Genomic DNA, 25,504 nt, shown 5'->3' with positions numbered 1-25,504 from the left:
CGATTTCGTTACTCGTCATCGTCGTCTTCGTCGAAGTCACCCTTGAAGGCCACTTGGGACTCGATAGTGGGACGTTCGCGTTGATCCTCGTTATCAGGCCGATCGCTCATCTTCTCGTCTATTCAGGGAGAGCAAAAACAGTTAGAACTACCGAAACATCCGGGACTACTCGTGGGTGTGAGTGTGTTCGACCTCGTGTGAGTGACTGTGCTCCGTCCCGGCGACGTACGCCTCGTGATCGCTCGCGTGAACGTGCCCGCGCTCCTCGAGGTACCCCGCCAGGTCGTCCAGGCCATCGCCATGCTCGGCACTGGTCCGGAATGTGGGCATCTCGGGAGCGATCTCGCTCACGTCGGATTCCATCAGATCCAGATCGGCGTTGACCGCGTCGGCGATGTCGACCTTGTTGATCACCGCCCCGTCACAGGCCTGAAAGAGCAGTGGATGTTTGCGCACGACATCGTCGCCCTCTGTGGCGGAGACGACCAGTACACGAGCCTGTGCCCCGAGCGGGAAATCCGCCGGGCAGACCATGTTGCCGACGTTCTCGATATAGAGGGTGTCCAGCGCGTCAAGATCGAGTTCCGCCAACGCGTCTTCGACCAGTCCCGGATCGAGGTGGCACTCCTTGCCCGTGTTGACGTTGGCGACGGAGACGCCCAACTCCCGGAAGCGCGTGGCGTCGTCCTCGCCAGCGACGTCGCCGACGATCACGCCGATCTCCTCGTCATCGGGCGCTCGCTCGATGAGTCGTTCGATGAGTCGGGTCTTGCCGCTGCCGGTCGCGCCGAGGAACTCCGCGACGAAGATCCCGTGGTCGTGGACGACCCGCTCGTGAAGATCGTCGGCCTGCTCGGCGAATTGGGCGAGGATATCCGCCTCGGGGTCTCCCTCGCCATGCTCGTGGTCGCCGTCGCCGTGCCCCATCCGATGAGCCTGGGCCGGTCCGAGCGGATCGGCACCGGACAGGAGACGGTCAAGCAAGCGGTCGATCGGCGTCGCGTCCGAAAGTGGCTGTCGTAGCGTGTAATTCATTGTCTAACTCCGTATACGCAGTTAGTTGGTCGCATCAGCTTCGTTCTCGGTGGGAGATTCTGCGGTGGTCCCGTCCGATCCCGCCCCGTTGGCGTCCATCTCGCCGGTGTCGTCGTCATCTTCATCCGGGATCGTGACGCTCATCAGCCGGCACTCGTTGCCGGTGGCCAGTTCCAGTCGGTCCTCACAATCCGGACAGGTGAGGTCTGGCGCGTATGCCAGCGCCCGGTCGATCGTCTCGGGTTCGCCGCTCCAGCCACAGTCACACTCGGCGTAGGCCGACTCGGTCTCGACGGTGATCGTCAGGTCGTCCTCGCCGACCGTCGAATCGGCCGCGGCTTCGAGACACGTCTCCAGCTGATCGGGGTTGACGTGACTCGCCTCACCGACTGAGACGGTAATTCCTTCGAAGGTATCTTCTCCGTGATCGGCCGCCGCTTCCCTGGCGGCTTCGAGCACCTGCGTGGCGATGGAGAATTCGTGCATGTCAGCAGATCCGTGGGAGTTGTTCGCCTTCCGGCGGCGTGAGATAGCGTCGGCCAAAGCCAGTATCGAGGACGACCTGTCCGGTGTGGTCAGCGACGACCTCGCCGACGATCGCGGCGTCTTCGCCCTTGGAAGTGTCTTGGAGTGCCGCCAAGACAGCCTGGGCATCCTCGCTCGCGACGCCCATGGCGACGACACCCTCACAGGCGACATCGAACGGTTCGATACCCAGCACCTCGCCGGCCGAGGAGACGGGGCCCGAAACCGGGATCGCGCGTTCGTCGAGGTCGATGCCGACGTCGGCCTTGCCCGCCATCTCGTTGAGCACCGTCGCGAGACCGCCCCGCGTCGGATCCTTCATTGCCGTCACCTCGCCAGCGTCCATCGCCGCGCGAACGAGATCGTTGACCGGCTGGACATCGCTTGCGAGGTCGCCGCCGAAGTCAAAGCCCTCGCGTTCGGAGAGCAGCGAAATGCCGTGATCGCCGACCGTCCCCGAGACGATGATCGTATCGCCGACCGAGAGGCCGGCGTCAGGGACGTGGTTCCCTCGTGGGACGACGGCGACGCCTGTCGTGTTGATCGCCAGCGTGTCGATCTCGTCGCTGCCCATCACTTTCGTGTCACCGGTCGTCACCGTCGCACCGGCCTCCTCGCAGGTCTCCTGCATCGACTCGGTGACGCGTTCGACAGTCGACTGGGGCGTGCCGGCCTCGATGATCAACGAACTCGTCAGCGCCAGGGGTTCGGTCGCGCCCATCATCGCCAGGTCGTTGACCGTGCCCGAGATCGCCAGCCGGCCGATGTCTCCCCCGCTGAAAAAGAGGGGTGTGACGACGTGGCTGTCAGTTGTGACAACCACCGAATGGTCGTCATCGATCGGCTGGACGCTCCCGTCGTCTAAGGCTGCCAGCCCGACGTCCGCCTCGCTGTCGGCAAAGCGGGAGACCGCCATGGCTTCGATCAACTCGGTCATCTGTCCGCCGCCGGCCCCGTGGGCGTGGGTGATGACGTCGTTGTCGGTGTAGCCGCTCGATTCCTCGTCCGAATCCGTCGTTACGTCGTCGCTATCGCTCATTTTGGTCCCTCACAGATCCGGTTGCCCGCCGTATTCCAGCCAGATCTTGCAGGTCCCCTCGCTTGAAACCATACAGGCCCCGACGGGATCCTGGGGCGTACACTCTTCGCCGAACAACTCACACTCGTCGGGGTCGGCCTTCCCGGCCATGATGTCCCCACAGATGCAGTCCTCGGTCAGCGGATCGGCTGCGCCGGCATCCACGTCGATGTCGAAGCGTTCGCGGGCGTCAAAGTGGGCGTAGTCGTCGCTGATGACGAGGTTCGCATCGGGGATTTCGGCGATCCCGCGCCACTCCCCGCTGGTGGTGTCGAAGACCTCCCACATCGCCTCCTTGGCTGGGACGTTGCCCTCCTCGGTGACACACCGCTGATAGGCGTTTGCGAGGCCAGCCTCCTCGTCGCGGATGAACTCCAGTAGGCGGGCGAGTGCGAACAGAATATCGATCGGTTCGAACCCGCCGACGACTGCCGGCGTGTCGTACTCGGAGACGAACTCCTCGAAGAGCCCATAGCCGGTGATGACGGCGGCGTGGCCCGCCGCGAGGAAACCATCGACGTCCGTGTCTGGCATCTCGGCGACGATCTCCATGGCCGGCGGGACGTACTTGTGGGCCGATAGTACCGAGAAGTTCTCGGGCGGATCCGCGGTGAGGACCGCGGCAGTCGGCGCGGCGGTCGTCTCGAAACCCGTCGCGAAGAAGATGACCTCCCGATCGGGTTCATCCTCGGCGATTTCGGCTGCTTCGCTGGCGCTGTAAACCACCCGGACGTCCGCGCCCTCGTCTTTGGCGTCGGCGAGGCTCTTCTCCGTGCCGGGCACGCGGAACATGTCGCCGTAGGTGGCGACGATCTTCCCCTCCTCGGCCAGGGCAACGGCCTCGTCGACCTCGGGCATGTTGGTCACACAGACCGGACAGCCCGGTCCCATTCGCACCGTCAGATCGTCGGGCAGGATCGAGCGGAGGCCGAACTTCGCGATGGCCTGTTCGTGGGAGCCACAGACGTGCATCACGTTGACCGGCTCTCCGATGTCGTCCATCAACGACTGGAGTTCCTCGGTCAACTGGTCTGCCTTCTCGGGATCGCGGAACTGCAACTCGCTGTCTCCATCGTCGGCGTTCGTTGCCATGCTATCGCCCCTCGATGCCGAGTTGCTCGCCCTCGCCGGCACCGATCTCCTCTAGGGCCTCGTCCTCGTCGCCTTCGAGGAACGATTCGTAGATGGCCATCGTTTCTTCGACCTCCTCGTCAGGGATCTTTCGGATGGCGAAGCCGGCATGGTTGAGGATGTGATCACCCACCTCGACGTCCTCGTCGACCACGTCGATCCGGACCGTCTTTTCGACGTCCCAGAACTCGGCGCGCGCTTCGTTACCGTTTATTTCGACGATCTCTCCCGGGATGCCTAGACACATGTACTATCACCTTGGTATTCTGTCTCGCCCTCACGGCATTGTTCCGTCGGAACCGGACGATCCGGCCGGGGTCCGGCGTCGGTCCGGCGACGGGACGCGTCTGTGTCCCAGTCGCTCGGGACGGTGCCGGGACGGTCGGATCTCATAGGGAAAGAGACGGCTCGACTGTACTTCACTGTGAGCCCTCTTCCCGGACGGTGATAACACCGATGATAGTCGATACACAACTGCATTTGGCCGAACGTCTTCGGCGGAGAAACGCCAGATATCTGGGAGAGTGCCCGACCAAACTGTTATCCCTGCTGTGGACGTGGCCCACGTAATGGACCGGGGTTCGTACTCGTCCGTCCTCGTCCGGCGCGTGTCAGTCGGTGGCCTGGTTATTGCGCTCCTTGGCTTCGTGTTGACTCGCTTCACCGTCACGCTCACGCTCGACGGCGATCCGTTACGCTTCGTGGTCGCGGGCTTGCTCCCGTTGACACTCGGCCTGGGGCTGTCGGCGTTCGGGATCGCACTCGCAGTCGGCTCGTTCGGCCGCCAGTACGCTCAGACGACGGCGATCTGGACGTCGATTGGAGCTGGCGCGATGTTCGTCCTCGTCGTTCTGACGGTTGTCGGCGCCGGGTTCGAAGACATGAGTCGGATGGGGGGCGTCACCACGGGGACGTACCTCTCGAATTTCCTCATTGCGGGGGCAATCGGCGGCGCGATGACGGGACTGTATGCGGCCGAAAACCGCAAACAGCGAACTGCCCTCCGCCAGCAAGCCGATCGACTGGTAGTGCTCAATCGGAGCCTGCGTGACCGGGTACTCAATGCGGTGCTAGCGATCGACGGGCAGATCGGTGTGATCGCCGATCGGGACGATCCGGAACTGCGCCAGCAGGTCGTCAGCACTGTCCGCGAGCAGGCCGACACGATCCAGCGAACCGTCGAAGACGTCAAGTACTTAGCACGATCGACAGCCGACGCCCAGAAACACCTCGACGCGATCGATTTCAGCCAGACACTGGATGAAGCCATTGCGTCCGTCGAGGCAGACTACCCAGACGTGGAGATCGACGTGATCGACAGACCGGCGGAGGACATTGCTGTCTGGGGCAACGTCATGCTCGAACGGGCGATCGAACACGTCCTCGCCCGGGCAGCCGACGACACGACCACGTCTCGCATCACGGTCGCCGTCGAATCGACCGACCGAACCGTCCGTCTGGCCATCACCGACGACGGCGACGGATTGACACCAGCCCAGCGGCACATCCTCGAAGGGGGTGCCAGCGGCGAGTACGACGACCCGTCGGTCGGGTTCGGTCTCAACGTGGTTCGACTGGTGACCGACACCCTGGACGGCCAGATCAGTTGTGCCGAAACCGACGACGAGACGACCGTCGACGTAGCGGTGCCACGGGCCGACACCGACATGCGTCCCGGCCAGACAAGTGCGACTGACGTCCGGGCCTACGGCGTCCCAACGACTGAACTTGGGATTGTGGTGGTGGCGGCCGTCCTCGCTGGGATCGCTATGGGGCTGGTCGGCCAGGCGACATCTGGGGTCGTGCCGATCATCGGTGCGCTGTATGGCAACACAAACGCACTCGTCGGGTGGGTCACTCACGAGTTCCACAGCGTCGTCTTCGGTCTCGTTTTCGCGGGGATACTCGCGACAGTGCCTGATGGGTACGCCGAGGATTGGCGGTGGTGTCTGGCGACCGGGTTGAGCTGGGCGTTTGCCCTGTGGCTGGTGGCCTCGGGCATTATCATGCCACTCTGGCTCGAACTCGTCGGGATTCCGGCGGTAGTACCGAATCTCTCGCCCTGGGGCCTGCTCAGCCATCTGGTGTGGGGACTGACACTGAGCACCTTGTACATGGGCGGGCGGATGGTGCTCGACCGGCGGTCACCAGCCGAATCGGCGTGACTGGGATTCCTCCTGGCCCCTCCGTTGAACTCGATCAGGTGCCCGCCAGCGATGCCGACTCGAATCGGACCTCGAAAGCAACTACACCCTCGTCGTTCCGGGCCAGGCTCAGATCCGCGTACGAATCGATTGATCGATCCGCGAAATAGAGTTTGAGGCCACTCTCTCGTGTGACTGGTTCGAACAGTGACTCCGCGATCGCCGCTGGAAGCGTGGCCGGCGTAGCGGTATATCGGGCCAGGACGTCCTTGTGGTGTGTCTCGAACGTGCACTCGATCCGTCCGTCCGGCCCTCCCATGTCGGCCAGGGCTTCGAATAGCAACGCGAGGTCTTGGGCGACCGAGGCGCCGACTACAACTGTCGGCCCGTCCGCGGGAATCTGGATCGACAGATCCGCGTCGATCTTGGCAAGCTGGTTCGCCTGCTCGCTCAGGCTGGCCAGGTCGGCAGCCGGCGGCACGTCATCGAACGCGGCCGCGGGGCCGAGCCGATCGACGTGCTCGGCAACCGTCGCGACCGTCTCGACGCGGTCGGCGATCGTCTCGATGTGCTCGCGCGATTCCGCGTCGGTCACGCGGTCCTGGAGATCAGCCAGACAGAAGTTGATAACTGTCACGGAATTGTTCACGTAGTGGCCAAAGACGGTGTTGAGTTCGGCCCATCGCTCCCGTTCGTCTTCGAGTGCGTCGAGTTGTGATTCGACGCGCGTCACTTCCTCGGCACGAGTGAGGGCACGGGCTTCAAACGAGCCGATGGCCGCGCCGAGCAAGCCCCCGACACTGAGCGACACCTGGACGATGTGTAACAACTCCTCCCCGGTGACGGTCTCCTGGGCCATGGGTTGCACCACGAGGAACACACCCAGTAACGTACCGGCACCCAGCCCTGTCCACGCCAGGATTCGCTTGTTCCGGGCGCTGGAAAACGACTGCCCCGAGAGCCAGTAGGCGACGTACAGCAATCCGGCCCCCGCGCCGCCTGCGACGACTAGATTGCTCACGATATGGGCAGTCGGGGCCGTGTTGATCTCGTGGGTCAGAAAGTTCACCACGGCAAAGCTAACGAGCCCGACACCGGCGAACGCGAGGACCGACGCCACTCGGTTCGTTCGCATCAATGACACAGGTTTCACGCCGATTATCAAAAATGTAGTCACTAGGTGGAGTTGTGGGGAGCCGATTTTGGGGCACTATATTCAATTATTTGGCTGTTTATCTCAAATCGTAGTTCTAGCGAACCCAGAATGTTTTTTAGCAGAACGGGCGGGGGAGAGGTAATTTGATTGTACAGGCGGGCTTTTAGAGAACATGGACGTCAATCGAAGGACATTCATGAGTGGATCAGTTGGTGTTTTAGCTGGTTTAACAGGATGTTCTGAGTTATCAAATCTTACTGGACCACCTCAACCAGGGGAATTAGTTAGGACAGCTACTTTCAACAATTCGTTTTTTTTTTTACTAAGGTTGAAATGTATGACAATGGCGTTGCGAAAATCACGCTCGTTGAAGATCACAGCAGCTATACTCGAATTGCTTTAACTCACGCCTCTCATGAGTTAGCTTGGGAACAGGGAGGTGGAGATCTTGAACGAGCGTATCAAATATGGGAGGCCCCAGAGTTCGCTGGTCCAATCACTGTAGATTTAAAATCTCCCATACAACAACACGGACCATATCCTGCTCCACGATTCAAACTGAGGGTACTTACTCCAGAAGGAACTGTGTCGTTTGGTATTGGAACATCAAGGACTGCCGTATTCACAGTTCCTGACTCATATCTTCCTGATTCTTAGTTTTTGGATTCTACTAAAGCTCCAAAGTTTATTGTGTTCAGTAAGAGCCGGCAGATCTTGTATCGGAATCGCTCGCTCCGACTCTCCGCTCCCGATGGTCGCTCCGCTTCGATCGCCGTGCTCGTACGATCTCCGCCTTCCGGGTCCTCTTCGCTCAGTCCAGCTTGCCGGTCCGGGCTGCCTGGCTTTGCTCGAGCACGTCAGTCCTCACCGCTTCGCTCTCCAGTCGAGCAAGTAGGGGCTGCCGGCTCGCTTCGCTCGCGGGCTGCCGCGACCAGCTCTCCCTACGTTCGTCCCTCGTGCTTGAGCCTGCGCGGGCTGCCGGGCTTTCGTGCTGTTTCCTTCGCTCGTCGGCTGCCGGATACGGAGATCACTGCGCGCGGCTTTCAAGTACTGCCTCCGGCGCTTCGCGCCGTCGGCCCGCTCGCTTAGTATCACTCATCGATGAGTTCATCTTCTGTGCTATTTATTATATATTCTAATATTATAAACCCACAAAGACCAAGAACACAAGCTGCCATCACTCTCGAAGGAGAATTACTTTGCAATCCATCATTTATACTAGCGATCACTCCACCAGCAACTAACCAGCGCAATCCACGTATCCCGGCTTCTTTCGTTCTTTTGCTATCACCAAAACGGTGTAGAGATCCATAAACTACGACGAAAACAGCCATTGATACTGTAGTGACTATAACAAATGTTACTGGTTGTATTGTCATCGAAATATACCTTATACTTCTGATGTAGTTAGCCAACGGATATAAATCTATCAGCACATCTCATCCACAATCGGAGGATCATTTTCACGATTCACCACCGATAGTTCACCATCATTCTGCGTTTCGCATTCGACAGTTTCGAGATCACGCGGCTGTGGACCAGCGGATCCGCTCGGCATGTCCCAGACAGCATACGCACCGAGGTAGTCGATCACAGCCCGATGTGACGATTCCTCGGGTAATGTCGACCGCACTTCCGGTTGTTCAACCTCACTGATCGCACGTTCTATCGCGGCCTCCAAGTCGTCGAGATCGTCCCATTGCCGCCGAGCGAGATCGTCACGAATCGGCGTCTCGCAGGCGTTCTTTACCGAGTCGAGAGAACACCACCGGACGGCCTCACGTACGTCCGGGTCGCGGGTGTGTTCGTTCGGCTTGATGCCTTCGGTAATCTCGCGTGAACACGACCAGAACCGGCGGTTTGTCGCCCAGTACAGCGCGAGTTTCCACGTCGCGGCTTTGTCCGCGAACGCGTCACGCTCCTGGTCGTTCGATTCTTCGAACGATTCCGTAGCGTCGAGCAGCGAACCGAACGTCACGCTCAGATACTTTCCGAGGTACGCGCCCGCTGTCGATTCCATCTCATCGGTGTCGTCGCCGAACTCGATGAGTTCGTGCGCTTGGGTCCGGTTTCGAATCCACTCCTCGCTGTGGTCGTGGTCGCCGAAGCGATACCAGTCGACGAATCCCTCGTCGCTCTGGAACTCAGGTTCCAGCTCGTCGAGATCGTCGCGGTAGACCAGCGGGTACGTGTCGACGATCTTTGCCTGGCCGTAGTCGGCCCACTTCGCGGAGAGTTCCGGTTTGTCGCACAGCCACGGCATTCCGTCCTCGTCGCGGGTCGGCACGTCGAAGAACAGCACGTGAAGATGCGGATAGCCTTTCTCCGTAAACTCCAGCGCCTTGATGTACTCCGGTCGTTCGCGCGGTCGCCCGGTCACCTCATCGTCGAGTTCGGGACGCCAGCCGACCGTGCCCTCATTGCGGGTGTCGGCTTTCGTCGACGGGTCACTGTCGAAGTACGACAGCAACCGGTTGAAGTTCTCGTTTATCGACTCGATTCCGTCGAGCAGCGAGTCTTGTTGTTTCGGGTCGGTCGTCAGCGTACACAGCACGGCGTTCTCGGCATGTTCGTAGCCGTATTCCAGGGCATCATTGAACCGGGCGAACTGCTTAGAGATGCGTCCCTTGTCGTTGAAACGTGTCTTGTACCGCTTGGTCATCCGGCGGGTCGACTCACCGCCGTTGCGGTCGACGAGCAGCACGTCGAACAGCAGCCGGTAGTCCTCGATCCGATTCAGGTAGGATGTAAAACCGTCTACGAGCAGGTCCCGAAGCCGGTTATCCACTGAATCGACCAGAGAAAGTCTATTTCGCAGAAACTCACGGTCGTACAGGAGATCGTCGGAGTTGGCCGTTTGAGTAATGCCTTCTGTAATCAAGTCAAGAAGCCGCAGGGTGGGCGTGACCATCAGAACGCCCGACGGCTCCGATGTTCGCACGTACGGCTCCTCGGGTTCGGCGAGATCGTTCACGAACCTATACGCAAACTGATAGTCTGCATCTGAGCCTTCGACGCGTTCGCACTGTTCCGGCGAGACGCCTTTCACCGCGTACGAGACAACGTGTTTCAGGGGCGTTCCCTCGGGATGCTCCGCGAGGAACTTCGCTATCCGTACTCGTTGCTCGTCACGCTCGGTGAGCGTCCCGTCGATCAGCGGGCCGTAACCGAGCAGATCGCGCTCGTCAAGAAGGTCCGCTAACTCGGGAGTGTTACATCTGGAAAGGTCGAGACCGCCCAGGTGTCCGGGTGGCTCGACGATACTCATAGGAACGCAGTGAGAAAGCTGCGAGTGTACTGGAGAGAGGCTGCGCTACTCGTGACGGGACTGCCGACCCCCGTAAAGGGGGCCGGCACTCCGTCGGACCCACGATTGACAGGGTGGGTGGGTCGGGCGGGGGACCACACCTGTGGTCCGGCGATCATCAGTCAACCGAGCCGGACGTTGAGTGGTCGTCCTGAATCCCTCGATCACGAGGGCTCGACGCCGGGGAGACCTCTCTCCACGACCGCAGCGAAGAAGTCCCCTCACCCTCCGGGTTCGGGGAGTGCGCTCGGGCTTCCGGGTCGCCCCGCGAGGGGGCGCTTCCAGTCAGTCGAGCCGGTGCGGACCGCGATTGGCCCTCGCGGTCCGGTCCGGGATGCTCGTCGGCGCCGCTACGCGGCGTCGCCTGCGCTTCCGGGCCTGCCGGCTCTCCCTCGCCCTCGCTTGTGACGTTGGTGAGGTGCTAGATATCACCCTCACGAAGACAGTACCAACAGACACCAACCTGAGCAGTAGCCGAATCTATTCTCTCGATGCACGGCCAGCCACACGCCTGACAGGTATACCACCGATACACTGACCAGTCGATGTTGTCCGGAACGTCGGGAACATCAACGCCCTCGCACCGATGTGGGTCAGTAGCGGGAACCTCGCCGCTGGAATACTCCAGTTCAGACACGGCCATCACCTCGATCGGGAGCAGCCGCGTCTTCGGGAATCGCCTGGAGGTACACTAGACGGCTACAGTCGGGACAGTAGAACGTTCTTGTCCCGTTCTTGAGCGTCATCAGGTCCGTTCTGGCTATCTCCTGATGACGGCACGCCGACGGCCGCGAAATCGAAGGATCAGCGAAGCGAGCAGCTTCATCGAAACCGGCGAATCGGCTCATCGCGCACCACCGTCCTCAACAAGCCGAGCAGTGGCCTCGTTCGGTCGAGAAGACTGCTGAGCAAACTTCACTTGTCGAACAAACTCATCCCGTCGAAGCGTCCGAACCGGACGCGAGTGAGACGCTTCACGGACCTGAGCGTACAGGTCTACGAGATCGGGAACAAGTTCCACGAGTAGGACCGTCTCAGTCATCGCTGACACCTCGGAGATTCTGTGAACGGTGTTCCCACTGGTTTCGTACTTCGACTGAATCCGGTGTGTCGATCGCCGGGAGGGAGATATCACCGACCTCGATCGGCGACGGTGGAACGTGCTCGTCGAGATCGAGCCATTCCGAGAGAGGAAGGTGATGCACGTCGGTTTGATCTGCAAACACACGATGCGGGTCAGCACCGCCAGCAATCGCACACAACTGATGAACGTAAACAGTATCGTAACGACCACCAGACTCGTCACGAGCGAAGTGGTATCCGAGGCCGGTCGTCGAGATAGCCGGCGCTCTCGCCGACTTAGACATCTCGATCACCGTCCTCAACTGCCTCAACGGCTCGACGAACATCCGAATCTTTAGCGCCGTAGTCGACGAGACGCGAGGCACGAACGAACTCACACGGTGGATAGGGCCACCGCTGACGACGTAGCACCTCGATCAGATGATTCAGACGACGAACTGTGAGGTCGGGGTGATTGTCGGCACTTAAAGACCGGCTTAATTCCAGACTAATTTTCTCAGGAAATTGTCGGTTCGCACACCTAAACGTGCAGGTGTGTGGACCTGTCAAAAGTTTGAGTGGGGCCGCCGAGATTCGAACTCGGGTCCGACGCACCCCATGCGCCGAGGATACCGCTACCCTACGGTCCCGCGATTCGAAGAATGACTGAGCCAGAGTTAAGGCCTTCGTTTCGTCGTCGGATCAGACCAATACCCGTTCGAGGTCAACAACTGTCCCCTCCTCGGCTGCCGGATCCCCGACGATCCGCCCGAGACAGACCGCGGCTCCGTTGGGGGTGTAACAGGCAACGAGCGGTGCAGCGGCGGGATCGAGCCCGTCCTTGGCGTCGATGACACCCGGCGCGTAGACGGGTGCCCCCTCTGCGACCGATTCCGCAGCACTCTCAGCAATCGTCACCGAGGGGAGATCGACCAATGCTCGCTCGGCTGGCTGGACGACCTCCCGCAGTGGCTCGGGATCGTCGTCTTCGCGCCACCACGAAAGCGCGTCGGTGAAGTCATGGAGCGTCACCAGGTCGCTGTCGTCGAAGGGGTCGGTCCCGACCCGCCGGAGATCGCCCATGTGCGCGCCGGTCCCCAGCGCGAGCCCCATGTCGTGACACAGTTTCCGGATGTAGGTCCCGCTCTCACAACGCACTCGGAGCAGTGCCTGTCGGTCATCGGTCTCGAGAACATCCAGATCGAAAATCTCCCGGGTGCGCAACTGGCGGACGACGGCGCTTTTCTTGGGCGGCTTCTGATAGATCTCGCCTTCGAACGCAGCGGCAACCTGCTCTACGTCGGCTTGACGGACGCGGTCGTGTAACTCCAGGACGGCAACGTATTCTTTGATGCTGTCGTCGAAGACCTGTGCGATTCGCGTGGCATCGCCAAGCAACATCGGCAGACAACCAGTCACCTTCGGATCGAGCGTGCCGGCGTGAGCCGCTCGGTCGAGCCCGGCCAGGTCACGCACCCAGGCGGCGATCTGATGGGCCGAGGGGCCGGGGGGCTTATCGAGGTTGACCACCCCGAACTCGAGCAGGGCGGTGGGCGAGCGCTCTTCAGGGGGGCCACGGAGACTCATTAGAAATCGTAGTCGAGATCGTCGATCGGCGCTTTCCCCTCGTCCCCGTTGGCTTCGTAGGACTCGACGGCGTGCAAGACAACGCTCAATACGCCCTGCGGGCCCCAGCGAGCGGTGTTGATCACCAGATCGTAGATCGAAAGATCGCCGATATCAATCCCGTAGTACTCGCGATATCGCTGGGCTTCGCTCTCGCCACGCTCTTTTGTCTCGGTTTTAGCCTGTTCGATCGGTTTGTTCTCGCGCTGGGAGATCCGGTCGGCCCGGACGCCGAGTGGCGCGTCCAGCCAGAGTTTCAGGTCGGCGTGATCGCCGGCCATCCAGCCGGCCAGCCGGGATTCCAGGACGAGATCGTCACGATCCTGGGCAGTCGTCCGCAATCGTCGATCCAGATCCAGGTCGATAGTCTCGTCGTCCTCGGCCTGTTTGTTCAACTCCAGAGGCGTCATCTCCCGTTCCTCGGCGAGAGAGCGAAAAATGTCGCCGCCGCTGACGTGGTCATAATCTAAGGCGTCAGCGAGACTCTCGGCGAGCGTACTCTTGCCGCTGCCGGCAGGGCCGGAGACGGTGATCAACATATGCTACCTGCGAACGGCGCGGTAAAAAGCAGTGCGTCTCGCAGTTCACCCGGAGAACGATCGAACGGCCCGATCAGGTGGGCGTCGTCTGGACGTTCAACGCCTTGCGGACGATCTGGCTGAAAGACAGCGAGCAGACGAAATACCAGAATAGCCAGGCCGGCCACGGGCCAAGCGTCCCGGCATTCCAGTTGGCAATCTCACCAAACAGCGGCATGACGATCGCCACGCCGTTCATATCCAGGTTTCCGGTCCGCCAGTACAGCCACAGGAAGATGGGGATCGTAAAGAGCATGATCCAGACCATCGGGCGGATCTGCTGTTTGAACATGCCCATCTGGTCGCTCATCATCTCCATTTGCTCTTGCTGGATACGATCGAGTTCCTCGTCGTCGCCCCGCTCTTTGGCACGCTCGCGGCGCTCCTTGAGCTGCTCCATCTTCTCTTGGTGTTGGCCCATTCCGCTCATGTCCATGAGATTGTCCTGGAGGAGTGCCGACCAGAGTCCAGTCAGCGTCGCCAGGACGAGGATGACCATGTAGAAGGGCAACATCGACTCGACCGGGCCCAGCACAGTATCCAGAGTCGTCCCGACGGTGTTCTTGATCGACGGGATCGAGTAGCCCAGGATGAGTGATACCGCGCCGACGCCGGCGAGTTTGTCCCAAGTCGTCCAACTACTCTCTTCGTCGTCTTCGGGTTCGGCGACCTCTAGGGCCTCTTGGACGCCTTCGGGATCGTCGACGACGAACCCATCGCCGTCGGCGTCGATCAGGAGGCCGGTTTCGATTAGTCGGCCCCACTGGCCGCTCGAGAGGTCGTCGCTAACGTCGCCCCACGAGACGGTGCCCTGTTCGTCGGCCGTCGACAGCACCGTCTCGATCGCCCCCTCCATGCTTCCGTCCTCGGCGACGAGACGGTCTATCTTCTCGCCTGTCCGTGCCATCGTACCCCCTCTAATGAACGCAGGTAAATCAACGTTGTAGTTTCCAGACGACCCTGTGCCAACGAAACACGTCGCCGTGCCAGCTGAAACGTCGGTGCCACTCCGCGATTAGACGGTGTCTTCGACGGCGGCCTGCAACTCTTCCCAGACCGTATCCAAGGACTGTTCCCCGTCGATATCGACGAAATCCGCACGGTCGCTGTAGTACTCGATGACTGGCTCGGTGTTCTCGGCGAAGACATCGAGGCGATTCCGGACAGCGTCCTCCTCGTCGTCCTCACGCTGGATCAACTCGCCACCACACTCGTCACAGACACCCTCGTTCTCGGGTTGATCGAACTCGACGTGGTAGTTCTCCCCGCACTCGTCACAGACCCGTCGCCCGGTCAGTCGGTCGACGAGTTCGTCCTCGGAGACCGACAGGGAGACGATACCGTCCAGGTCAGTCATCGATTCGAGTTGTTCGGCCTGCTCGAGATTCCGGGGATAGCCATCGAGAACGAACCCATCCGCGCTGGTCAGGGCTTTCTCGACAATGGCGTTAACCACTTCGTCGGGGACGAGTTCGCCTTGATCCATGTACTCGCCCGGCGTATCGTATTCCAGGCCGAGATCCGAGATGTCCATCTCCTTGTTCGATCGGAGTGCATCCCCCGTCGTCACGTGCTCGACACCGAATGCTTCGACGAGATTCGAACTCTGTGTGCCTTTGCCAGCGCCCGGTGGTCCCAGCAGCAGAATTTTCGGCTGACCCATGGGCAAGGGTTCGCCACCGGAGATTAACTATGTGACGTTTGCCGATTGACGCTCAGTGTAATCAGTCGGCTAGATCACTGGTGTTCGTCGAGCATCGCCGCGGCGTCGTCGACAGATTCGGCCACGAAGACATCGTAGCCTTCCTCGGAAGACGCTTCGTCGCCGATCCGCTCCCACTGGAATTCGGCCGTTATCGACTCACCGGTAACGCGGACGACGGTATCCATACCGAGTCGGCCCGCCTCTGTTGCCCCCCTCTTTGAGACTCGTTTCGGCATCCTCCGCCGCTGGCTTGAACGCGGAGATATCGTTTATCAACCCCCATCCATCGTCGAGGTCTTGTGCGCCATCAGCCATCGCATCGATCACGGCTTCGACCTCGGACGTATCGAGTTGCCCCTCCAGTCTAAGCGTCATCCGATTCTTTGCCGTGTTCACGTCGATGTTGTAACTGCCCATCAGCCAATTATATATGTTTTATAATTATATATTTTCGCATTCAGAATGTTTCCACTGCGACTTCAGGTGGATAGGGATCGGTCACCGGAGATCCATATGGGAATTCCTTAACCACGTTCGAGTACAATCCTCGGCAATGAGTGATTTACTCGTGCGGGCGGCCCGGGGCGAGCGCACGGAGCGACCGCCGGTGTGGCTGATGCGCCAGGCAGGCCGACACCTCCCCGAGTACCGCGACATTCGCGAGGAGTACGACTTCCTCGAAGCCGTGACGACCCCCGAGATCGCGGCCGAGATCACACTCCAACCTTGGGACCGCTACCGGCCTGACGGCGTCGTCATGTTCTCGGACATCCTGACGATCCTCGAACCACTCGGTTTCGAGTACCACATCGAGCCCGGCAAAGGCCCGATCGTTAGCGAGCCAGTCGCCGACCCGGCCGACGTACCCAACGCCTATGCGTCCATCTCAGATGAACTCGATTACGTCGGATCCTTGCTCGACCGCCTCGAAACGAGAGTCGGCGACGAAACCGGGGTTATCGGCTTTGCCGGTGGCCCCTTCACGCTTGCCGCCTATGCGGTCGCCGGCCATCCAACACGGAATCATTATCCAGTCCGGCAGTTCCGCGCCCGACATCCCGACGCCTTCCGCGACCTGCTTGCGATCTTCGCCGACGCCGTCACGGAATTCCTCCACTACCAGGTCGAGCATGGTGCGGACGTCGTCCAGCTATTCGACACGTACGCCAGCGTGCTCCCGCCCGCAGACTACCAGGAGTTTATCCAGCCGCTCCACCGCGAGATCCTGTCGGCGGTTGAGGCCCCGACGATCGCTTTCGTGCGGAACATGAGCGGCCGACTTGACCAACTGGCGGCCACTGACGCTGACGTCGTCGGCTTGGACTGGTCCGTCGAGATAGGCGCCGCCCGCGAGCAACTGGGCGATCGTGCTGTTCAGGGGAATCTCGATCCCTCGGTCCTCTTTGCCGATCCGGCGACGGTCCGTGAGCGGACACGAGATGTGATCGAGGCGGCCGGCCCGCGTGGGCACATCCTCAATCTGGGTCACGGTGTCCACAAGGACACCCCGGTTGAGGGAGTCGAAGCGTTCGTCGAAACCGCCAAATCGATCGAGCGATAGCTACTCGAAGGGCGCGTTCAGACACATTGTCCCCGGTTCGTCCCGGCACTGACACTGTCGGAACTGATAGACCGCCGGATCGAAGTCAGCGAGAAACGGTTCGACGAGGTCCTCCAGGACCCCGACGAAGCGCTCGTCATCGTGGGGGATCGGCACGCGGTGGAACTCCAGGCCCTCGTCTTCGGCCTCCTCGCGCAACTCGACGTCCAGTTCCGAGAGCGTCTCACTTTGTTCGTGGATGAAGCTGATCGGGTCGACGACGACCCGTTCGGCCTCGACGCGTTCGATGACGTCCTCGATCTCGGGTTCGGTCCACGGGATGCCCCGGTTCTCGTGATTCTGGTAGCCAAGTTCGTAGGTATCGATGTCCAGCAGGCCCGCGACGGTCTCGACGTACTCGGTGACGTAGATGTCGTATCGGCTCCCTTCGTCGAGGTAGTGCTGTGGCGTCCCGTGAGCCGAAAAGACAAGTGCCGTGTCGGGATCGTGCAGGTCGACTCCCTCACGGTCGACGTAAGCCTCGATCGCATCGGCCCGCAGTCGTGGATAGTCAGGATGGCGATGCCAGCCCGAGAGCTCCTGCAGGTCGCCGTCGAAGTCGCGTTCGTTGGCAGCCTCCCGCAGCTCTTCAAGGGCGTCAACGGTCGTCGAGGGGCCACACAGCGGGTAGATCGGCAGGCCGATGATTCGATCATGGCCGTCCGCAATCGCGGCGTCGACGGCGTCGCCGATGAACGGCTCGGTGAACTGCATGCCGATGTAGGTCTCGATGTCCCTGCCGCGTTCGCGGAGTCGCTTTTGCAGTGCATCGGCCTGCTGGCGAGCCTGGCCGTTCAGTGGCGAGCCACCGATCTCCTCGTACTCCTCGATGAGTGGGCCGGCCCGGCGCTCGGCGAGCTCGCGGGAGCGTTCGCGGGCCTCGGCCTCGGTAGTGTCGCCCTCGATCTCGCGGTTGTTGAAGAAGATGCGTTCGAGATACGAGACGACAGCCTCGCGTTCGGGCGTGGCCGGTTCGCCGAAGTTCAACAGCAGGATGGCAGTCGACATGTCCTGCCGTTGGGCCCGGATCGGAATAGACGTTTGCCTGCCAGCGAAGCGACTGTCCGACCGATCAGCTCAAGTCGGGGACACGGACAGGGAGGGAAAGTACGACCCGTAGAAGCCATCGTCGAACGTGATCAGGCTATCAGCGTCGATCCCCAGACGACTCCCCACGGAGACGACCCATTCGTTCCAGCATCGTCTCGTCACTGTCAGCGAAACCGCGATACACCCCGAACGGGTCGGCGTCCGTGTCGGTCTTCGGCGCTTGTTTCTGAATCTCGTAGCCCCCCCGCTGTGCGCTCGAAGGTAATCTCGTTGCCCGGTTCAATGCCGAGGGTTTCGCGGATCTCCGTCGGGATCGTCACCCGGCCCTCGTTGGTGACCCGAGGCATCGTATTTGGGAATTAGTCCCTCACGACAAAAGTATTCCCGCACGTTTCACGATCGCCAGTACGCTCGCGTCAGCAGGACGAGCACGGGGAAGATCTCCAGGCGGCCGATCCACATCAAGAAGACCATCAGGAGCTTCGAGGTGTCGGGGAACAGTTTGTAGCTCTCCATCGGGCCGACGACGCCAAAGCCCGGCCCGACGTTGCCGATCGTGGCGGCGACGGCGCTCATACCGTCGAGGACTTCCAGTTGCATGCCGATCCGGCCAGCATCGAGCATCAGGACGACGACGCTGATGAAAAACAGCGCGATGTACAGCAGTGTGAAGGCGTGAATACCACGGATGGAGTTCTCATCGAGCGCCCGACCCCCGAGTCGAACCGGTTTGACTGCCTCGGGGTGGACCGTCGTGAACAGCTCCCGCTTGATCGACTTGGCGATCACCAGCCAGCGGACCATCTTGATCGCCCCGCCGGTCGAGCCCGCCGAGCCCCCGAGGAACATCCCAAAGAGCAGGAGGTACTGGGCGGTCGCCGTCCAGCCGTTGAAGTCGAAACTCGCATACCCCGTCGTGGTGACGATCGAAACTACCTGAAAGAGTCCGTGTCGAAGCGATTCCTCGACGCCCGCGAGCCCGGTCCCCGGCAGGCTCGGCCCGACGAACAGCACAACCGTCAGGACAGCCGTCAGGGTCGCCATCGCGCCAGTGTAAAAGCGGAATTCCTCGTCTCTGAGCAGGGAAAGCGGATCACCGCGCAACACACCCCAGAACAGCGCGAAGTTCGTCCCCGCGACGACCATGAAGGGGATGATCGCCCACTGGACAGCTGCCGAGAAGACCTCGATCGAGTAGGCTTCCGGCGAGAACCCGCCCGTCGGCAGCGTCGTCAGACCGTGGGAGATCGCGTTGAACAGCGTCATCTCCGGCGCGAATCCGGCCAGATGGAGGCCGTACAGGAGGACCATCTCGGCGACCGTAAACGCGAAGTAGGCGATCCATAGCACGCGGGCCGTCTCGGCGATCCGTGGCGTGAGTTTCTCGATGCCGGGGCCGGGCGCTTCGGCGTCCATCAACTGCGCGCCACCGACCGAGAGTTCGGGCAGGATCGCCACCGCGAGGACGACGATCCCCATGCCGCCGAGCCACTGGGTCAGTTGTCGCCACAGCAGAAGAGCGTGGGAGTGGTTTTCGACCCCGATGTCACCCATCACTGTCGCTCCGGTCGTGGTGAACCCACTCATCGACTCGAACAGCGCGTTGACGGGGTCCGCGAGCGTCGATCCCGTCCCCCACCCGGCGACAATATAGGGAATCGTCCCGACCAGTGCCACCGCGAGCCAGGTCGCTGCGACCATCAGAAAGCCCTCGCGGGCCCCCAGGTCGTGGTCGTCGTCGAGTTGGGAGAGGCCGTAGCCGACGACCGTCGTCACGGCGATGGTGACGAGGAAGGGTGTCCACCCCTCCCCGTAGCGCAGTGCCGCGACCACGGGCACGAAAAGCGGCACCGCCAGGTACAACAGGACACGCCCGGTCAGCGAGAGGCTGGCCCGCCAGTCGACCCGAACGTAGCCGGTCATATTTGGGCGAGTGTGTCGGTCAACACGTCAGCTTCGACGAAGACGACGACGTGATCGCCCACCTCGACGACGGTATCACCGCGCGGCCGGACGAACTCCCCGTCCCGGGTGATTGCTCCGACCACGACGCCGTCGGGTAGGTCACCGGCCGCCTCGCGGATCGGCCGGCCGGCGAAGACGCTGTCGTCGTCGATCTCGATCTCGATGACCTCGGCCCGGTCGCTCTCGAGGATGGCGACGTTCTCGGTGTGCTCCTCCCGGGTGAACCGCGTAATCTCCTCGGCGGCCACCTCGCGGGGCTGGACCGCCACGTCGATCCCGACGGTCTCGAACAGCGAGACGTACGAGCGGTCCTCGACGACGGCGATCGCCCGATCGGCCCCCAGGCGTTTGGCGAGCAGGCCGGCAAGCAGGTTCTGCTCGTCGGACTCCAGCGTCGTGACGACGACGTCGACGTCGTCGATGTGCTCGCGTTCGAGAAAGTCCCTGTCGGTGGCGTCGGCCTGGAGGACGGTCGTTTTTGGCAACGATTCGGCGAGTGTCTGGGCCCGCTCGGGATCGCGCTCGATCAGCCTGGCTCTGATTCCGCGCTCTTCGAGCAGCCTGGCGGTCTGGTGGCCGACCGAACTGCCCCCGACGAGCAACACGTCGTGGTAGTCGTCGTCGGGCGCGACGTCGTGGCTGAACGCCGTCACCGCCTCGTCGGTCCCGATGACGATCACCTCGTGGCCGGCTTCGAGCACTGTGTCGCCACGGGGAATGACGATCTCCTCGCAGTCCCCGTCCTCATCGGGACACAGCACCGCGGCGAAGGTGAGGTCCGCGAAGCGGTCGGCCTCGGCGACGGTCTGGCCGGCGACCGGGCTGTCGGCCGCGAGTTCGAACTCGGCCATCTGGATGGTCCCGTCGGCGAAGCTATCGACGTCACGGGCGGCCGGCAGCCCGATGATACTCGCGATCTTGCGGGCCGTCAGCAGATTCGTCCCGACCATGACGTCAACACCGAGTGCCCCCTCGGCGTGTTGCCAGGTATCGAGGAACTTGGTGTTGCGGACTCTGGCGATCGTCGTGACGTCGTCGATCGTCTTGGCGGTGCCACAGGAGACGATGTTCGTCTCGTCGTCGTCGGTCACGGCGATGAGTAGCTCGGCCGATTCCAGACCGGCGTCCCGGAGGGTTTCGATCGCCGCCCCGTCGCCCTCGATCGCCAGGACGTCCAGATCGTAGGTCAGGGCGTCGACGCGGTCGCTGTCGACGTCGACGACGACGACCTCGTGTTCGTCACAGAGGCTAGCCGCGACACTGGAGCCGACCTCGCCCGCGCCGATGACGATTACGCGCATCCGCGCACCTCCATCATTGTCCCGAGCTATTTCCGCGTCTCGGAAGTGTGTTTTCCCTTTGACCGTGGCGCGTCATCGGAATCACCGGATCATTGTCCTCTGAACGCCGACAGCGTCTCCTCGGAGACGCCCGATCGCGAGTGGACCGTGACGAAGTCGCCCGCTTCGATGGTCGTCTCCCCCGTCGGCGAGATCGACTCGCCGTCGCGGTTGATCCGCACGACGAGAAGGTCGGCGGTCAGCAGTCCCGTCTCGTTGGCCTCCGCGAGCGTCCGGCCGACGATCGGCGCGTCAGCTTCGACGAGCAACTCGACGACGTTCGCGTCGCCCGTCAGGCCGGCGACACCGGTAACAGGTGAGACTGGTTCCGCCTCGCGAGGGCCGAACGGCGCGTACGGCCTGAAGTACTCCCGGTGAACGAGATCCTCGTCTTCGACGCGGATGCCGAGCGAATTCAGATCCTGAGCGATGCGCGTCAGGTCATCAGTGTTCGTGCCGACTACCTCGATCCGGAGGTCGCCCTGTCCTGACAGGATCTCCCGGACGTTGATGACGCCAGAGACTTCCAGGGCCCGCCGGGCCAACTCTTCCCGATCCCGGTCGCCCGTCGAACAGACGTAGTGGTTGGTGAGCCGGCCGTCGACCTGTCCGTAGTCGATGTTGGCGTGATACCCCTGAATGACGCCTGCCTCTTCGAGACGCCGGATCCGGTTGCGCACGGTCGGCGCCGAGACGTCGACGTGCTCGGTGATGTCCGGTGCCGAAGTGTGTCGTGCCTCCTCGGCCAGGAAATACAGAATCTGTTCGTCCACCGAATCGATTTCGATTGCCATGCGTCGCGATTGAATCCGGAATCCAATATGAACGTCGTTTGGGATTTCGTCATTCCGCGGCTGATTCGATCGCCGATCGCGCCGGCATTCCGCCGAATATCGACACCGACACGGACTCAGAAGAGATTTGGGAACCGTTCCGGTAATTTATGGACGGAGAGGTGCTGTATCGATACATTTGCGGTGGATACTTATCGCGTCACGCGGCTAGGTCGCGTATGACCGACGATCCGGCGTCCGACCGGGAACTCTCGGCGCAACTTCGAGAGCAACTCGACGGACTCGACACGGCCGGACTCCGGGCGGTTCGATCGTACGCCACGCGCCGCCTCGAATCGCTCGATCCGTCACTGGCAGACCGAATCGAAGCAGAGGCCGACGGGGAGATAATCAATGTCGAATCCCACGGCACCTACGCACTCGTCCGCATGTACCCACCCGGGGGGGCTGACCACCCGGTGCTCTTTCACGTCATGCAGCAGCGACATGTCGACGGGGCCGAGTCGTTGCACTGGACGCGGCTGGGCGACGTCCGTGACAATGGAGGAGTGGATCGATGACGGATTCGCTGACGGAGCATCTCGTCGTCCCCGTCGCAAACGAGGCAGACGCCACGCGGACCGCGAGGGCGCTCCAGGCGTACGAGTTCGACCAGGTCACGGTCGTCTACGTGATCGAACACACGGCGGACGCCATCGACATCCTCTCGCCCGAGCAGGCCCGCGAACACGGCCAGGACGCCCTCGAAGCCTTCAGGGCGGTCATCCCGGACGCGGGAAGTGAGACCGTCGCCGCCGCGGACGTCGTCGACGGCGTGCTCGCGGTCGCCGCGGACGTCGACGCCACCGCCATCGCCTTCCAGCCCCGCGGCGGGAGTCGGATCGTCCAGCTGCTCTCGGGCGATACGGCGCTTCGGCTGGTCACGGAAGCCGACCGGCCCGTGATCGCGCTTCCGGGCGGTGAGGAAGACGAGTCTGAGGGCGCGAGGGGTGAGGACACGTGAGCGAGGCCGACCAGGAACTCGCCCGTGACCTTGGCTTTCTCGAGGCCTACACGATCGGTCTCGGGACGATGATCGGCGCGGGCATCTTTGTCTTGCCGAGCATCGCTGCCAAGGCCGCCGGGCCGGCGAGTATGATTTCCTTCGCACTGGGCGGGGTCGTCTCGCTGCTGGCGGCCCTCTCGCTGTCGGAACTCGCTACAGGGATGCCCAAAGCCGGTGGCAGCTATTATTACGTCAATCGAGCGCTCGGGCCCTTTTTCGGGAGTATCGTCGGCTGGGGGATGTGGGCCGGCCTGACCTTCGCTTCCGCGTTCTACATGCTCGGGTTCGGCCAGTATCTCCTCCCCCTGTTGACGCCCCACGTCGATTTCCTCGCGTCGATGAGCGGCCTCGGCAAGACCGTCGCGGCGCTGGTGATGGCCGCGCTGCTGACCGGCGTCAACTACTACGGCGTCAAGGAGACCGGCAGTCTTCAGAACGTCATCGTCATCACACTGGTCGGACTCATCCTGGGCTTTCTCACGCTCGGCCTGCTCAGCGGCCCGTCGATCGGGGAGTTCAATCCCGAGGGCTGGCCGGCGGTCGCGGCGACCGTCGGGACCGTCTACGTCACGTTCATCGGCTTCGAGGTGATCGCCACGAGTGCCGAGGAGATCAAGAACCCGAGTCGGAACCTGCCACTGGCGATGATCGCGTCGGTCGTCACGCCGACGATCCTCTACGTCGGCGTCATGTTCGTCTCGACCGGGACGATTCCGCTTGACGTCCTGGCCGCCTCGGAAGTGCCCGTCAAACTCGCCGCCGAGGAGATCCTCCCCGGCTTCGCGTCCGCGATCCCGTTCGTCTCGGTCCCATCGTCGCTGCTCGCGGCCATCGGCGGGACGGTGATGATCCTCGGAGCCGTCCTGGCGACCGTTTCGAGTGCGAACGCGTCGATCCTCTCGGCCGCCCGGGTGAATTTCGCGATGGGGCGGGACGAAATTCTCATCGACTGGCTCAACGAAGTACACGATCGCTTCCGGACGCCGTATCGCGCGATTTCCGTCACCGGTATCCTCACCCTGGTGTTGATCGGCATCGGCGTCGGTGTCGGGACCCTGGCGGAAGTAGCGAGCTTCATGTACCTGGTCACCTACGCCCTCGTCCACGTCGCGGTCGTCGTCCTGCGGCGAGCCAACCCCGACTCCTACGAACCGACGTTCCGAATTCCGTCGGTGCTGTACCCCGTCGTGCCGATTCTCGGGGGGCTGGCCTGTGTGGGCGTGTTGATCCAGATGTCCACGAGGATGGTCCCGTACACGCTCGCCGTCGGCGGCCTGAGTGTGACGAGTCCGTTCCAGTTGACGGTCGTCGGGGGGATCGGGATCGTACTGGTCGCGTTCGGCGTCGCCTGGTATTACCTCTACGCGCGAGACCGTGCGCCCTCAGAGACGCTCGTCGGGGAGGCAATCGCCCCGGCGCCGGCGACCGCCGCGGACGGCGACGGGACCTACCGCGTCGTGGTCCCGCTGGCCAACCCCGCCAGCGAGCGCGACCTGCTCCGCCTGGCGGCCGCCAGCGCTCGGACTCACGAGGACAGCGAGATCGTCGCCATCAACGTCATCGAGGTGCCCGACCAGACCTCCCTGGCCCAGGATCTGACCTTCGAGGAGGAACGCGTCGAGCGCCAACAAGAGCTTCTTGAGGCCGCCCGCGACATCGCCGCGGACCTAGACGTGGGCCTGCGGACGCGGGCGATCGTCGGCCGGGAGGCCGGGTCAGTCGTCCTCGATATGATCGCGGAAGAGGACGCAGATCAGGTGGTCGTCGGCTGGGCCGGTCCCCGGGGCCGGCGCGAGCACGTCCTCGGCTCGACCGTCGATCCGATCGTCAGCCGGGCGTCCTGTGACGTGACGCTCGTCAAGCGCGGCGAGCGGGCCGGCGGCGACGTCCTGGTCCTGGCCGGCGAGGGACCGTACGCGCCGGTCGCCGCCCGCCGCGGCACGGAGTACGCGGCCGCAACCGACGGGACGGTGACGGTGTGCAACGTCCAGCCGCCGGGCGATGGCGAGGAGTCCACGGCGACCGAGCGGGGCGAGGAACTCGTCGAGGCCGTGATCGAGCAGGCCGGGATCGACGACCCGGACGAGACGCGGGTCGTCGTCGACGAGGACGTCAAGGAGACGTTGTTGTCGATCGCTGGAGAGTACGAAACGATCTGCGTGGGTGCGACGCGATCGAGTGCGCTTGCCCAGGCAATGTTTGGCTCGCTGCCCGAGCGAGTTGCCGCTGAGACCGACCGGACGGTCGCCGTCGCGCGTGGCCCGGAAGAATCGCCACTGTCGATCGGGGAAGCGATCGCGCGCCGGCTGGAGAGCTGAGAGAACGGGGCTTCGATTCCGATACCGGTCAGACACCGAACCCCT

At 62.3% G+C, this 25,504-nt stretch carries 24 protein-coding genes and 1 tRNA gene; 5 read left to right on the top strand and 20 right to left on the bottom strand.

Translation table 11 applies throughout. From position 1 onward, the window contains the following. Positions 1–165: 165 nt before the first annotated feature. The 5 genes from hypB to HZR20_RS04805 are packed head-to-tail and all read right to left on the bottom strand — an operon-like array spanning position 166 to position 4,016. Positions 166–1,035, bottom strand: coding sequence for a hydrogenase nickel incorporation protein HypB (hypB, locus tag HZR20_RS04825; protein WP_181685466.1), 870 nt, complete (start codon positions 1,033–1,035; stop codon positions 166–168). A gap of 21 nt (positions 1,036–1,056) precedes the next feature. Next, positions 1,057–1,521, bottom strand: coding sequence for a hydrogenase maturation nickel metallochaperone HypA/HybF (locus HZR20_RS04820; RefSeq protein ID WP_181685465.1), 465 nt, complete (start codon positions 1,519–1,521; stop codon positions 1,057–1,059). A gap of 1 nt (position 1,522) precedes the next feature. Then, a complete protein-coding gene (hypE, locus tag HZR20_RS04815; protein ID WP_181685464.1) occupies positions 1,523–2,599 on the bottom strand; it encodes a hydrogenase expression/formation protein HypE in 1,077 nt (358 codons plus the stop codon). 9 nt (positions 2,600–2,608) lie between these two features. Then, positions 2,609–3,730: a hydrogenase formation protein HypD gene (hypD, locus tag HZR20_RS04810; protein ID WP_181685463.1), complete on the bottom strand. Its 1,122-nt coding sequence runs from the start codon at positions 3,728–3,730 to the stop codon at positions 2,609–2,611. Position 3,731: 1 nt separating this feature from the next. Continuing rightward, positions 3,732–4,016: a HypC/HybG/HupF family hydrogenase formation chaperone gene (locus tag HZR20_RS04805; RefSeq protein ID WP_181685462.1), complete on the bottom strand. Its 285-nt coding sequence runs from the start codon at positions 4,014–4,016 to the stop codon at positions 3,732–3,734. A gap of 322 nt (positions 4,017–4,338) precedes the next feature. Between HZR20_RS04805 and HZR20_RS04800 the strand changes: the two genes are divergently transcribed. Further along, complete coding sequence (locus tag HZR20_RS04800; RefSeq protein WP_181685461.1) at positions 4,339–5,934, top strand: sensor histidine kinase; 1,596 nt, start codon at positions 4,339–4,341, stop codon at positions 5,932–5,934. Positions 5,935–5,968: 34 nt separating this feature from the next. Here the strand turns inward: HZR20_RS04800 and HZR20_RS04795 are convergent, their stop codons facing one another. The 10 genes from HZR20_RS04795 to HZR20_RS04750 all read right to left on the bottom strand — a co-directional run bounded on the left by HZR20_RS04795 (position 5,969) and on the right by HZR20_RS04750 (position 15,764). Further along, positions 5,969–7,048: a hypothetical protein gene (locus HZR20_RS04795; RefSeq protein ID WP_181685460.1), complete on the bottom strand. Its 1,080-nt coding sequence runs from the start codon at positions 7,046–7,048 to the stop codon at positions 5,969–5,971. Between the two features lie 1,450 nt (positions 7,049–8,498). After that, positions 8,499–10,337: a hypothetical protein gene (locus HZR20_RS04790; protein ID WP_181685459.1), complete on the bottom strand. Its 1,839-nt coding sequence runs from the start codon at positions 10,335–10,337 to the stop codon at positions 8,499–8,501. A 1,073-nt stretch (positions 10,338–11,410) separates the two neighbouring features. Then, positions 11,411–11,743 carry a hypothetical protein gene (locus tag HZR20_RS04785; protein WP_181685458.1) on the bottom strand — a complete coding sequence of 111 codons (333 nt, stop codon included), beginning with the start codon at positions 11,741–11,743 and terminating at the stop codon, positions 11,411–11,413. A 274-nt stretch (positions 11,744–12,017) separates the two neighbouring features. Next, positions 12,018–12,088 (bottom strand) — tRNA-Pro (locus HZR20_RS04780). Positions 12,089–12,140: 52 nt separating this feature from the next. Next, the gene (locus tag HZR20_RS04775; protein WP_181685457.1) at positions 12,141–13,025 is read right to left on the bottom strand and encodes an RNA-guided pseudouridylation complex pseudouridine synthase subunit Cbf5; all 885 of its coding nucleotides are present in this window, start codon (positions 13,023–13,025) and stop codon (positions 12,141–12,143) included. Further along, complete coding sequence (gene cmk / locus HZR20_RS04770) at positions 13,025–13,603, bottom strand: (d)CMP kinase (RefSeq protein ID WP_181685456.1); 579 nt, start codon at positions 13,601–13,603, stop codon at positions 13,025–13,027. The genes HZR20_RS04775 and cmk overlap by 1 nt, the downstream gene beginning before the upstream one ends. 73 nt (positions 13,604–13,676) lie before the next feature. Beyond that, the gene (locus HZR20_RS04765; RefSeq protein ID WP_181685455.1) at positions 13,677–14,549 is read right to left on the bottom strand and encodes a DUF106 domain-containing protein; all 873 of its coding nucleotides are present in this window, start codon (positions 14,547–14,549) and stop codon (positions 13,677–13,679) included. Between the two features lie 108 nt (positions 14,550–14,657). Continuing rightward, entirely contained in the window at positions 14,658–15,305 is a 648-nt protein-coding gene (locus HZR20_RS04760) for an adenylate kinase (RefSeq protein WP_181685454.1), read from the bottom strand. A gap of 74 nt (positions 15,306–15,379) precedes the next feature. Beyond that, entirely contained in the window at positions 15,380–15,532 is a 153-nt protein-coding gene (locus HZR20_RS04755) for a hypothetical protein (RefSeq protein WP_181685453.1), read from the bottom strand. Next, entirely contained in the window at positions 15,504–15,764 is a 261-nt protein-coding gene (locus HZR20_RS04750) for a hypothetical protein (RefSeq protein WP_181685452.1), read from the bottom strand. Before HZR20_RS04750 ends, HZR20_RS04755 begins: the two co-directional genes overlap by 29 nt. A gap of 136 nt (positions 15,765–15,900) precedes the next feature. On the opposite strand from HZR20_RS04750, the gene hemE reads away from it, so the two are divergent. Next, positions 15,901–16,908: a uroporphyrinogen decarboxylase gene (gene hemE, locus HZR20_RS04745; protein WP_181685451.1), complete on the top strand. Its 1,008-nt coding sequence runs from the start codon at positions 15,901–15,903 to the stop codon at positions 16,906–16,908. On the opposite strand, the gene hemH is transcribed toward hemE, so the two are convergent. From hemH to HZR20_RS04720, 5 genes are all read right to left on the bottom strand, one after another. After that, complete coding sequence (gene hemH / locus HZR20_RS04740) at positions 16,909–17,955, bottom strand: ferrochelatase (protein WP_181685450.1); 1,047 nt, start codon at positions 17,953–17,955, stop codon at positions 16,909–16,911. It abuts the gene before it with no gap. A 206-nt stretch (positions 17,956–18,161) separates the two neighbouring features. Further along, positions 18,162–18,344 (bottom strand): AbrB/MazE/SpoVT family DNA-binding domain-containing protein, encoded by a 183-nt coding sequence (locus tag HZR20_RS04735; RefSeq protein ID WP_258560357.1) that lies wholly within the window; start codon positions 18,342–18,344, stop codon positions 18,162–18,164. Between the two features lie 46 nt (positions 18,345–18,390). Then, the gene (locus tag HZR20_RS04730; RefSeq protein WP_181685449.1) at positions 18,391–19,920 is read right to left on the bottom strand and encodes a TrkH family potassium uptake protein; all 1,530 of its coding nucleotides are present in this window, start codon (positions 19,918–19,920) and stop codon (positions 18,391–18,393) included. Next, the gene (gene trkA, locus HZR20_RS04725; RefSeq protein WP_181685448.1) at positions 19,917–21,263 is read right to left on the bottom strand and encodes a Trk system potassium transporter TrkA; all 1,347 of its coding nucleotides are present in this window, start codon (positions 21,261–21,263) and stop codon (positions 19,917–19,919) included. Before trkA ends, HZR20_RS04730 begins: the two co-directional genes overlap by 4 nt. 89 nt (positions 21,264–21,352) lie before the next feature. After that, a complete protein-coding gene (locus HZR20_RS04720) occupies positions 21,353–22,096 on the bottom strand; it encodes an Lrp/AsnC family transcriptional regulator (RefSeq protein ID WP_181685447.1) in 744 nt (247 codons plus the stop codon). 218 nt (positions 22,097–22,314) lie between these two features. On the opposite strand from HZR20_RS04720, the gene HZR20_RS04715 reads away from it, so the two are divergent. From HZR20_RS04715 to HZR20_RS14705, 3 genes are read left to right on the top strand one after another with little or no spacing between them, the layout of a single operon-like run. Beyond that, positions 22,315–22,656, top strand: coding sequence for a hypothetical protein (locus HZR20_RS04715; RefSeq protein WP_181685446.1), 342 nt, complete (start codon positions 22,315–22,317; stop codon positions 22,654–22,656). After that, positions 22,653–23,099, top strand: coding sequence for a universal stress protein (locus HZR20_RS04710; protein WP_181685445.1), 447 nt, complete (start codon positions 22,653–22,655; stop codon positions 23,097–23,099). The genes HZR20_RS04715 and HZR20_RS04710 overlap by 4 nt, the downstream gene beginning before the upstream one ends. Beyond that, positions 23,096–25,459, top strand: coding sequence for an amino acid permease (locus HZR20_RS14705; protein ID WP_181685444.1), 2,364 nt, complete (start codon positions 23,096–23,098; stop codon positions 25,457–25,459). The genes HZR20_RS04710 and HZR20_RS14705 overlap by 4 nt, the downstream gene beginning before the upstream one ends. The last annotated feature ends 45 nt before the right edge of the window (positions 25,460–25,504 follow it).

The organism is Halorhabdus salina (genome assembly GCF_013839425.1).
Lineage (GTDB): Archaea > Halobacteriota > Halobacteria > Halobacteriales > Haloarculaceae > Halorhabdus > Halorhabdus salina.
This window is presented reverse-complemented; position numbering and strand designations above follow the sequence as displayed.

What these genes read in the sequence shown, in the direction of transcription:
- HZR20_RS04790 (WP_181685459.1), bottom strand. Translation starts at nt 10,337, where the DNA reads ATGAGTATCGTCGAGCCACCCGGACACCTGGGCGGTCTCGACCTTTCC.
- HZR20_RS04735 (WP_258560357.1), bottom strand. Translation starts at nt 18,344, where the DNA reads ATGCCTCGGGTCACCAACGAGGGCCGGGTGACGATCCCGACGGAGATC.
- trkA (WP_181685448.1), bottom strand. Translation starts at nt 21,263, where the DNA reads ATGCGCGTAATCGTCATCGGCGCGGGCGAGGTCGGCTCCAGTGTCGCG.
- HZR20_RS04795 (WP_181685460.1), bottom strand. Translation starts at nt 7,048, where the DNA reads ATGCGAACGAACCGAGTGGCGTCGGTCCTCGCGTTCGCCGGTGTCGGG.
- HZR20_RS04760 (WP_181685454.1), bottom strand. Translation starts at nt 15,305, where the DNA reads ATGGGTCAGCCGAAAATTCTGCTGCTGGGACCACCGGGCGCTGGCAAA.
- HZR20_RS04720 (WP_181685447.1), bottom strand. Translation starts at nt 22,096, where the DNA reads ATGGCAATCGAAATCGATTCGGTGGACGAACAGATTCTGTATTTCCTG.
- HZR20_RS04775 (WP_181685457.1), bottom strand. Translation starts at nt 13,025, where the DNA reads ATGAGTCTCCGTGGCCCCCCTGAAGAGCGCTCGCCCACCGCCCTGCTC.
- HZR20_RS04765 (WP_181685455.1), bottom strand. Translation starts at nt 14,549, where the DNA reads ATGGCACGGACAGGCGAGAAGATAGACCGTCTCGTCGCCGAGGACGGA.
- hypB (WP_181685466.1), bottom strand. Translation starts at nt 1,035, where the DNA reads ATGAATTACACGCTACGACAGCCACTTTCGGACGCGACGCCGATCGAC.
- HZR20_RS04715 (WP_181685446.1), top strand. Translation starts at nt 22,315, where the DNA reads ATGACCGACGATCCGGCGTCCGACCGGGAACTCTCGGCGCAACTTCGA.
- HZR20_RS04785 (WP_181685458.1), bottom strand. Translation starts at nt 11,743, where the DNA reads ATGTCTAAGTCGGCGAGAGCGCCGGCTATCTCGACGACCGGCCTCGGA.
- HZR20_RS04755 (WP_181685453.1), bottom strand. Translation starts at nt 15,532, where the DNA reads ATGGATACCGTCGTCCGCGTTACCGGTGAGTCGATAACGGCCGAATTC.
- HZR20_RS04820 (WP_181685465.1), bottom strand. Translation starts at nt 1,521, where the DNA reads ATGCACGAATTCTCCATCGCCACGCAGGTGCTCGAAGCCGCCAGGGAA.
- HZR20_RS04730 (WP_181685449.1), bottom strand. Translation starts at nt 19,920, where the DNA reads ATGACCGGCTACGTTCGGGTCGACTGGCGGGCCAGCCTCTCGCTGACC.
- HZR20_RS04800 (WP_181685461.1), top strand. Translation starts at nt 4,339, where the DNA reads ATGGACCGGGGTTCGTACTCGTCCGTCCTCGTCCGGCGCGTGTCAGTC.
- hypE (WP_181685464.1), bottom strand. Translation starts at nt 2,599, where the DNA reads ATGAGCGATAGCGACGACGTAACGACGGATTCGGACGAGGAATCGAGC.
- hemE (WP_181685451.1), top strand. Translation starts at nt 15,901, where the DNA reads ATGAGTGATTTACTCGTGCGGGCGGCCCGGGGCGAGCGCACGGAGCGA.
- HZR20_RS04805 (WP_181685462.1), bottom strand. Translation starts at nt 4,016, where the DNA reads ATGTGTCTAGGCATCCCGGGAGAGATCGTCGAAATAAACGGTAACGAA.
- hypD (WP_181685463.1), bottom strand. Translation starts at nt 3,730, where the DNA reads ATGGCAACGAACGCCGACGATGGAGACAGCGAGTTGCAGTTCCGCGAT.
- cmk (WP_181685456.1), bottom strand. Translation starts at nt 13,603, where the DNA reads ATGTTGATCACCGTCTCCGGCCCTGCCGGCAGCGGCAAGAGTACGCTC.
- hemH (WP_181685450.1), bottom strand. Translation starts at nt 17,955, where the DNA reads ATGTCGACTGCCATCCTGCTGTTGAACTTCGGCGAACCGGCCACGCCC.
- HZR20_RS04750 (WP_181685452.1), bottom strand. Translation starts at nt 15,764, where the DNA reads ATGGGCAGTTACAACATCGACGTGAACACGGCAAAGAATCGGATGACG.
- HZR20_RS04710 (WP_181685445.1), top strand. Translation starts at nt 22,653, where the DNA reads ATGACGGATTCGCTGACGGAGCATCTCGTCGTCCCCGTCGCAAACGAG.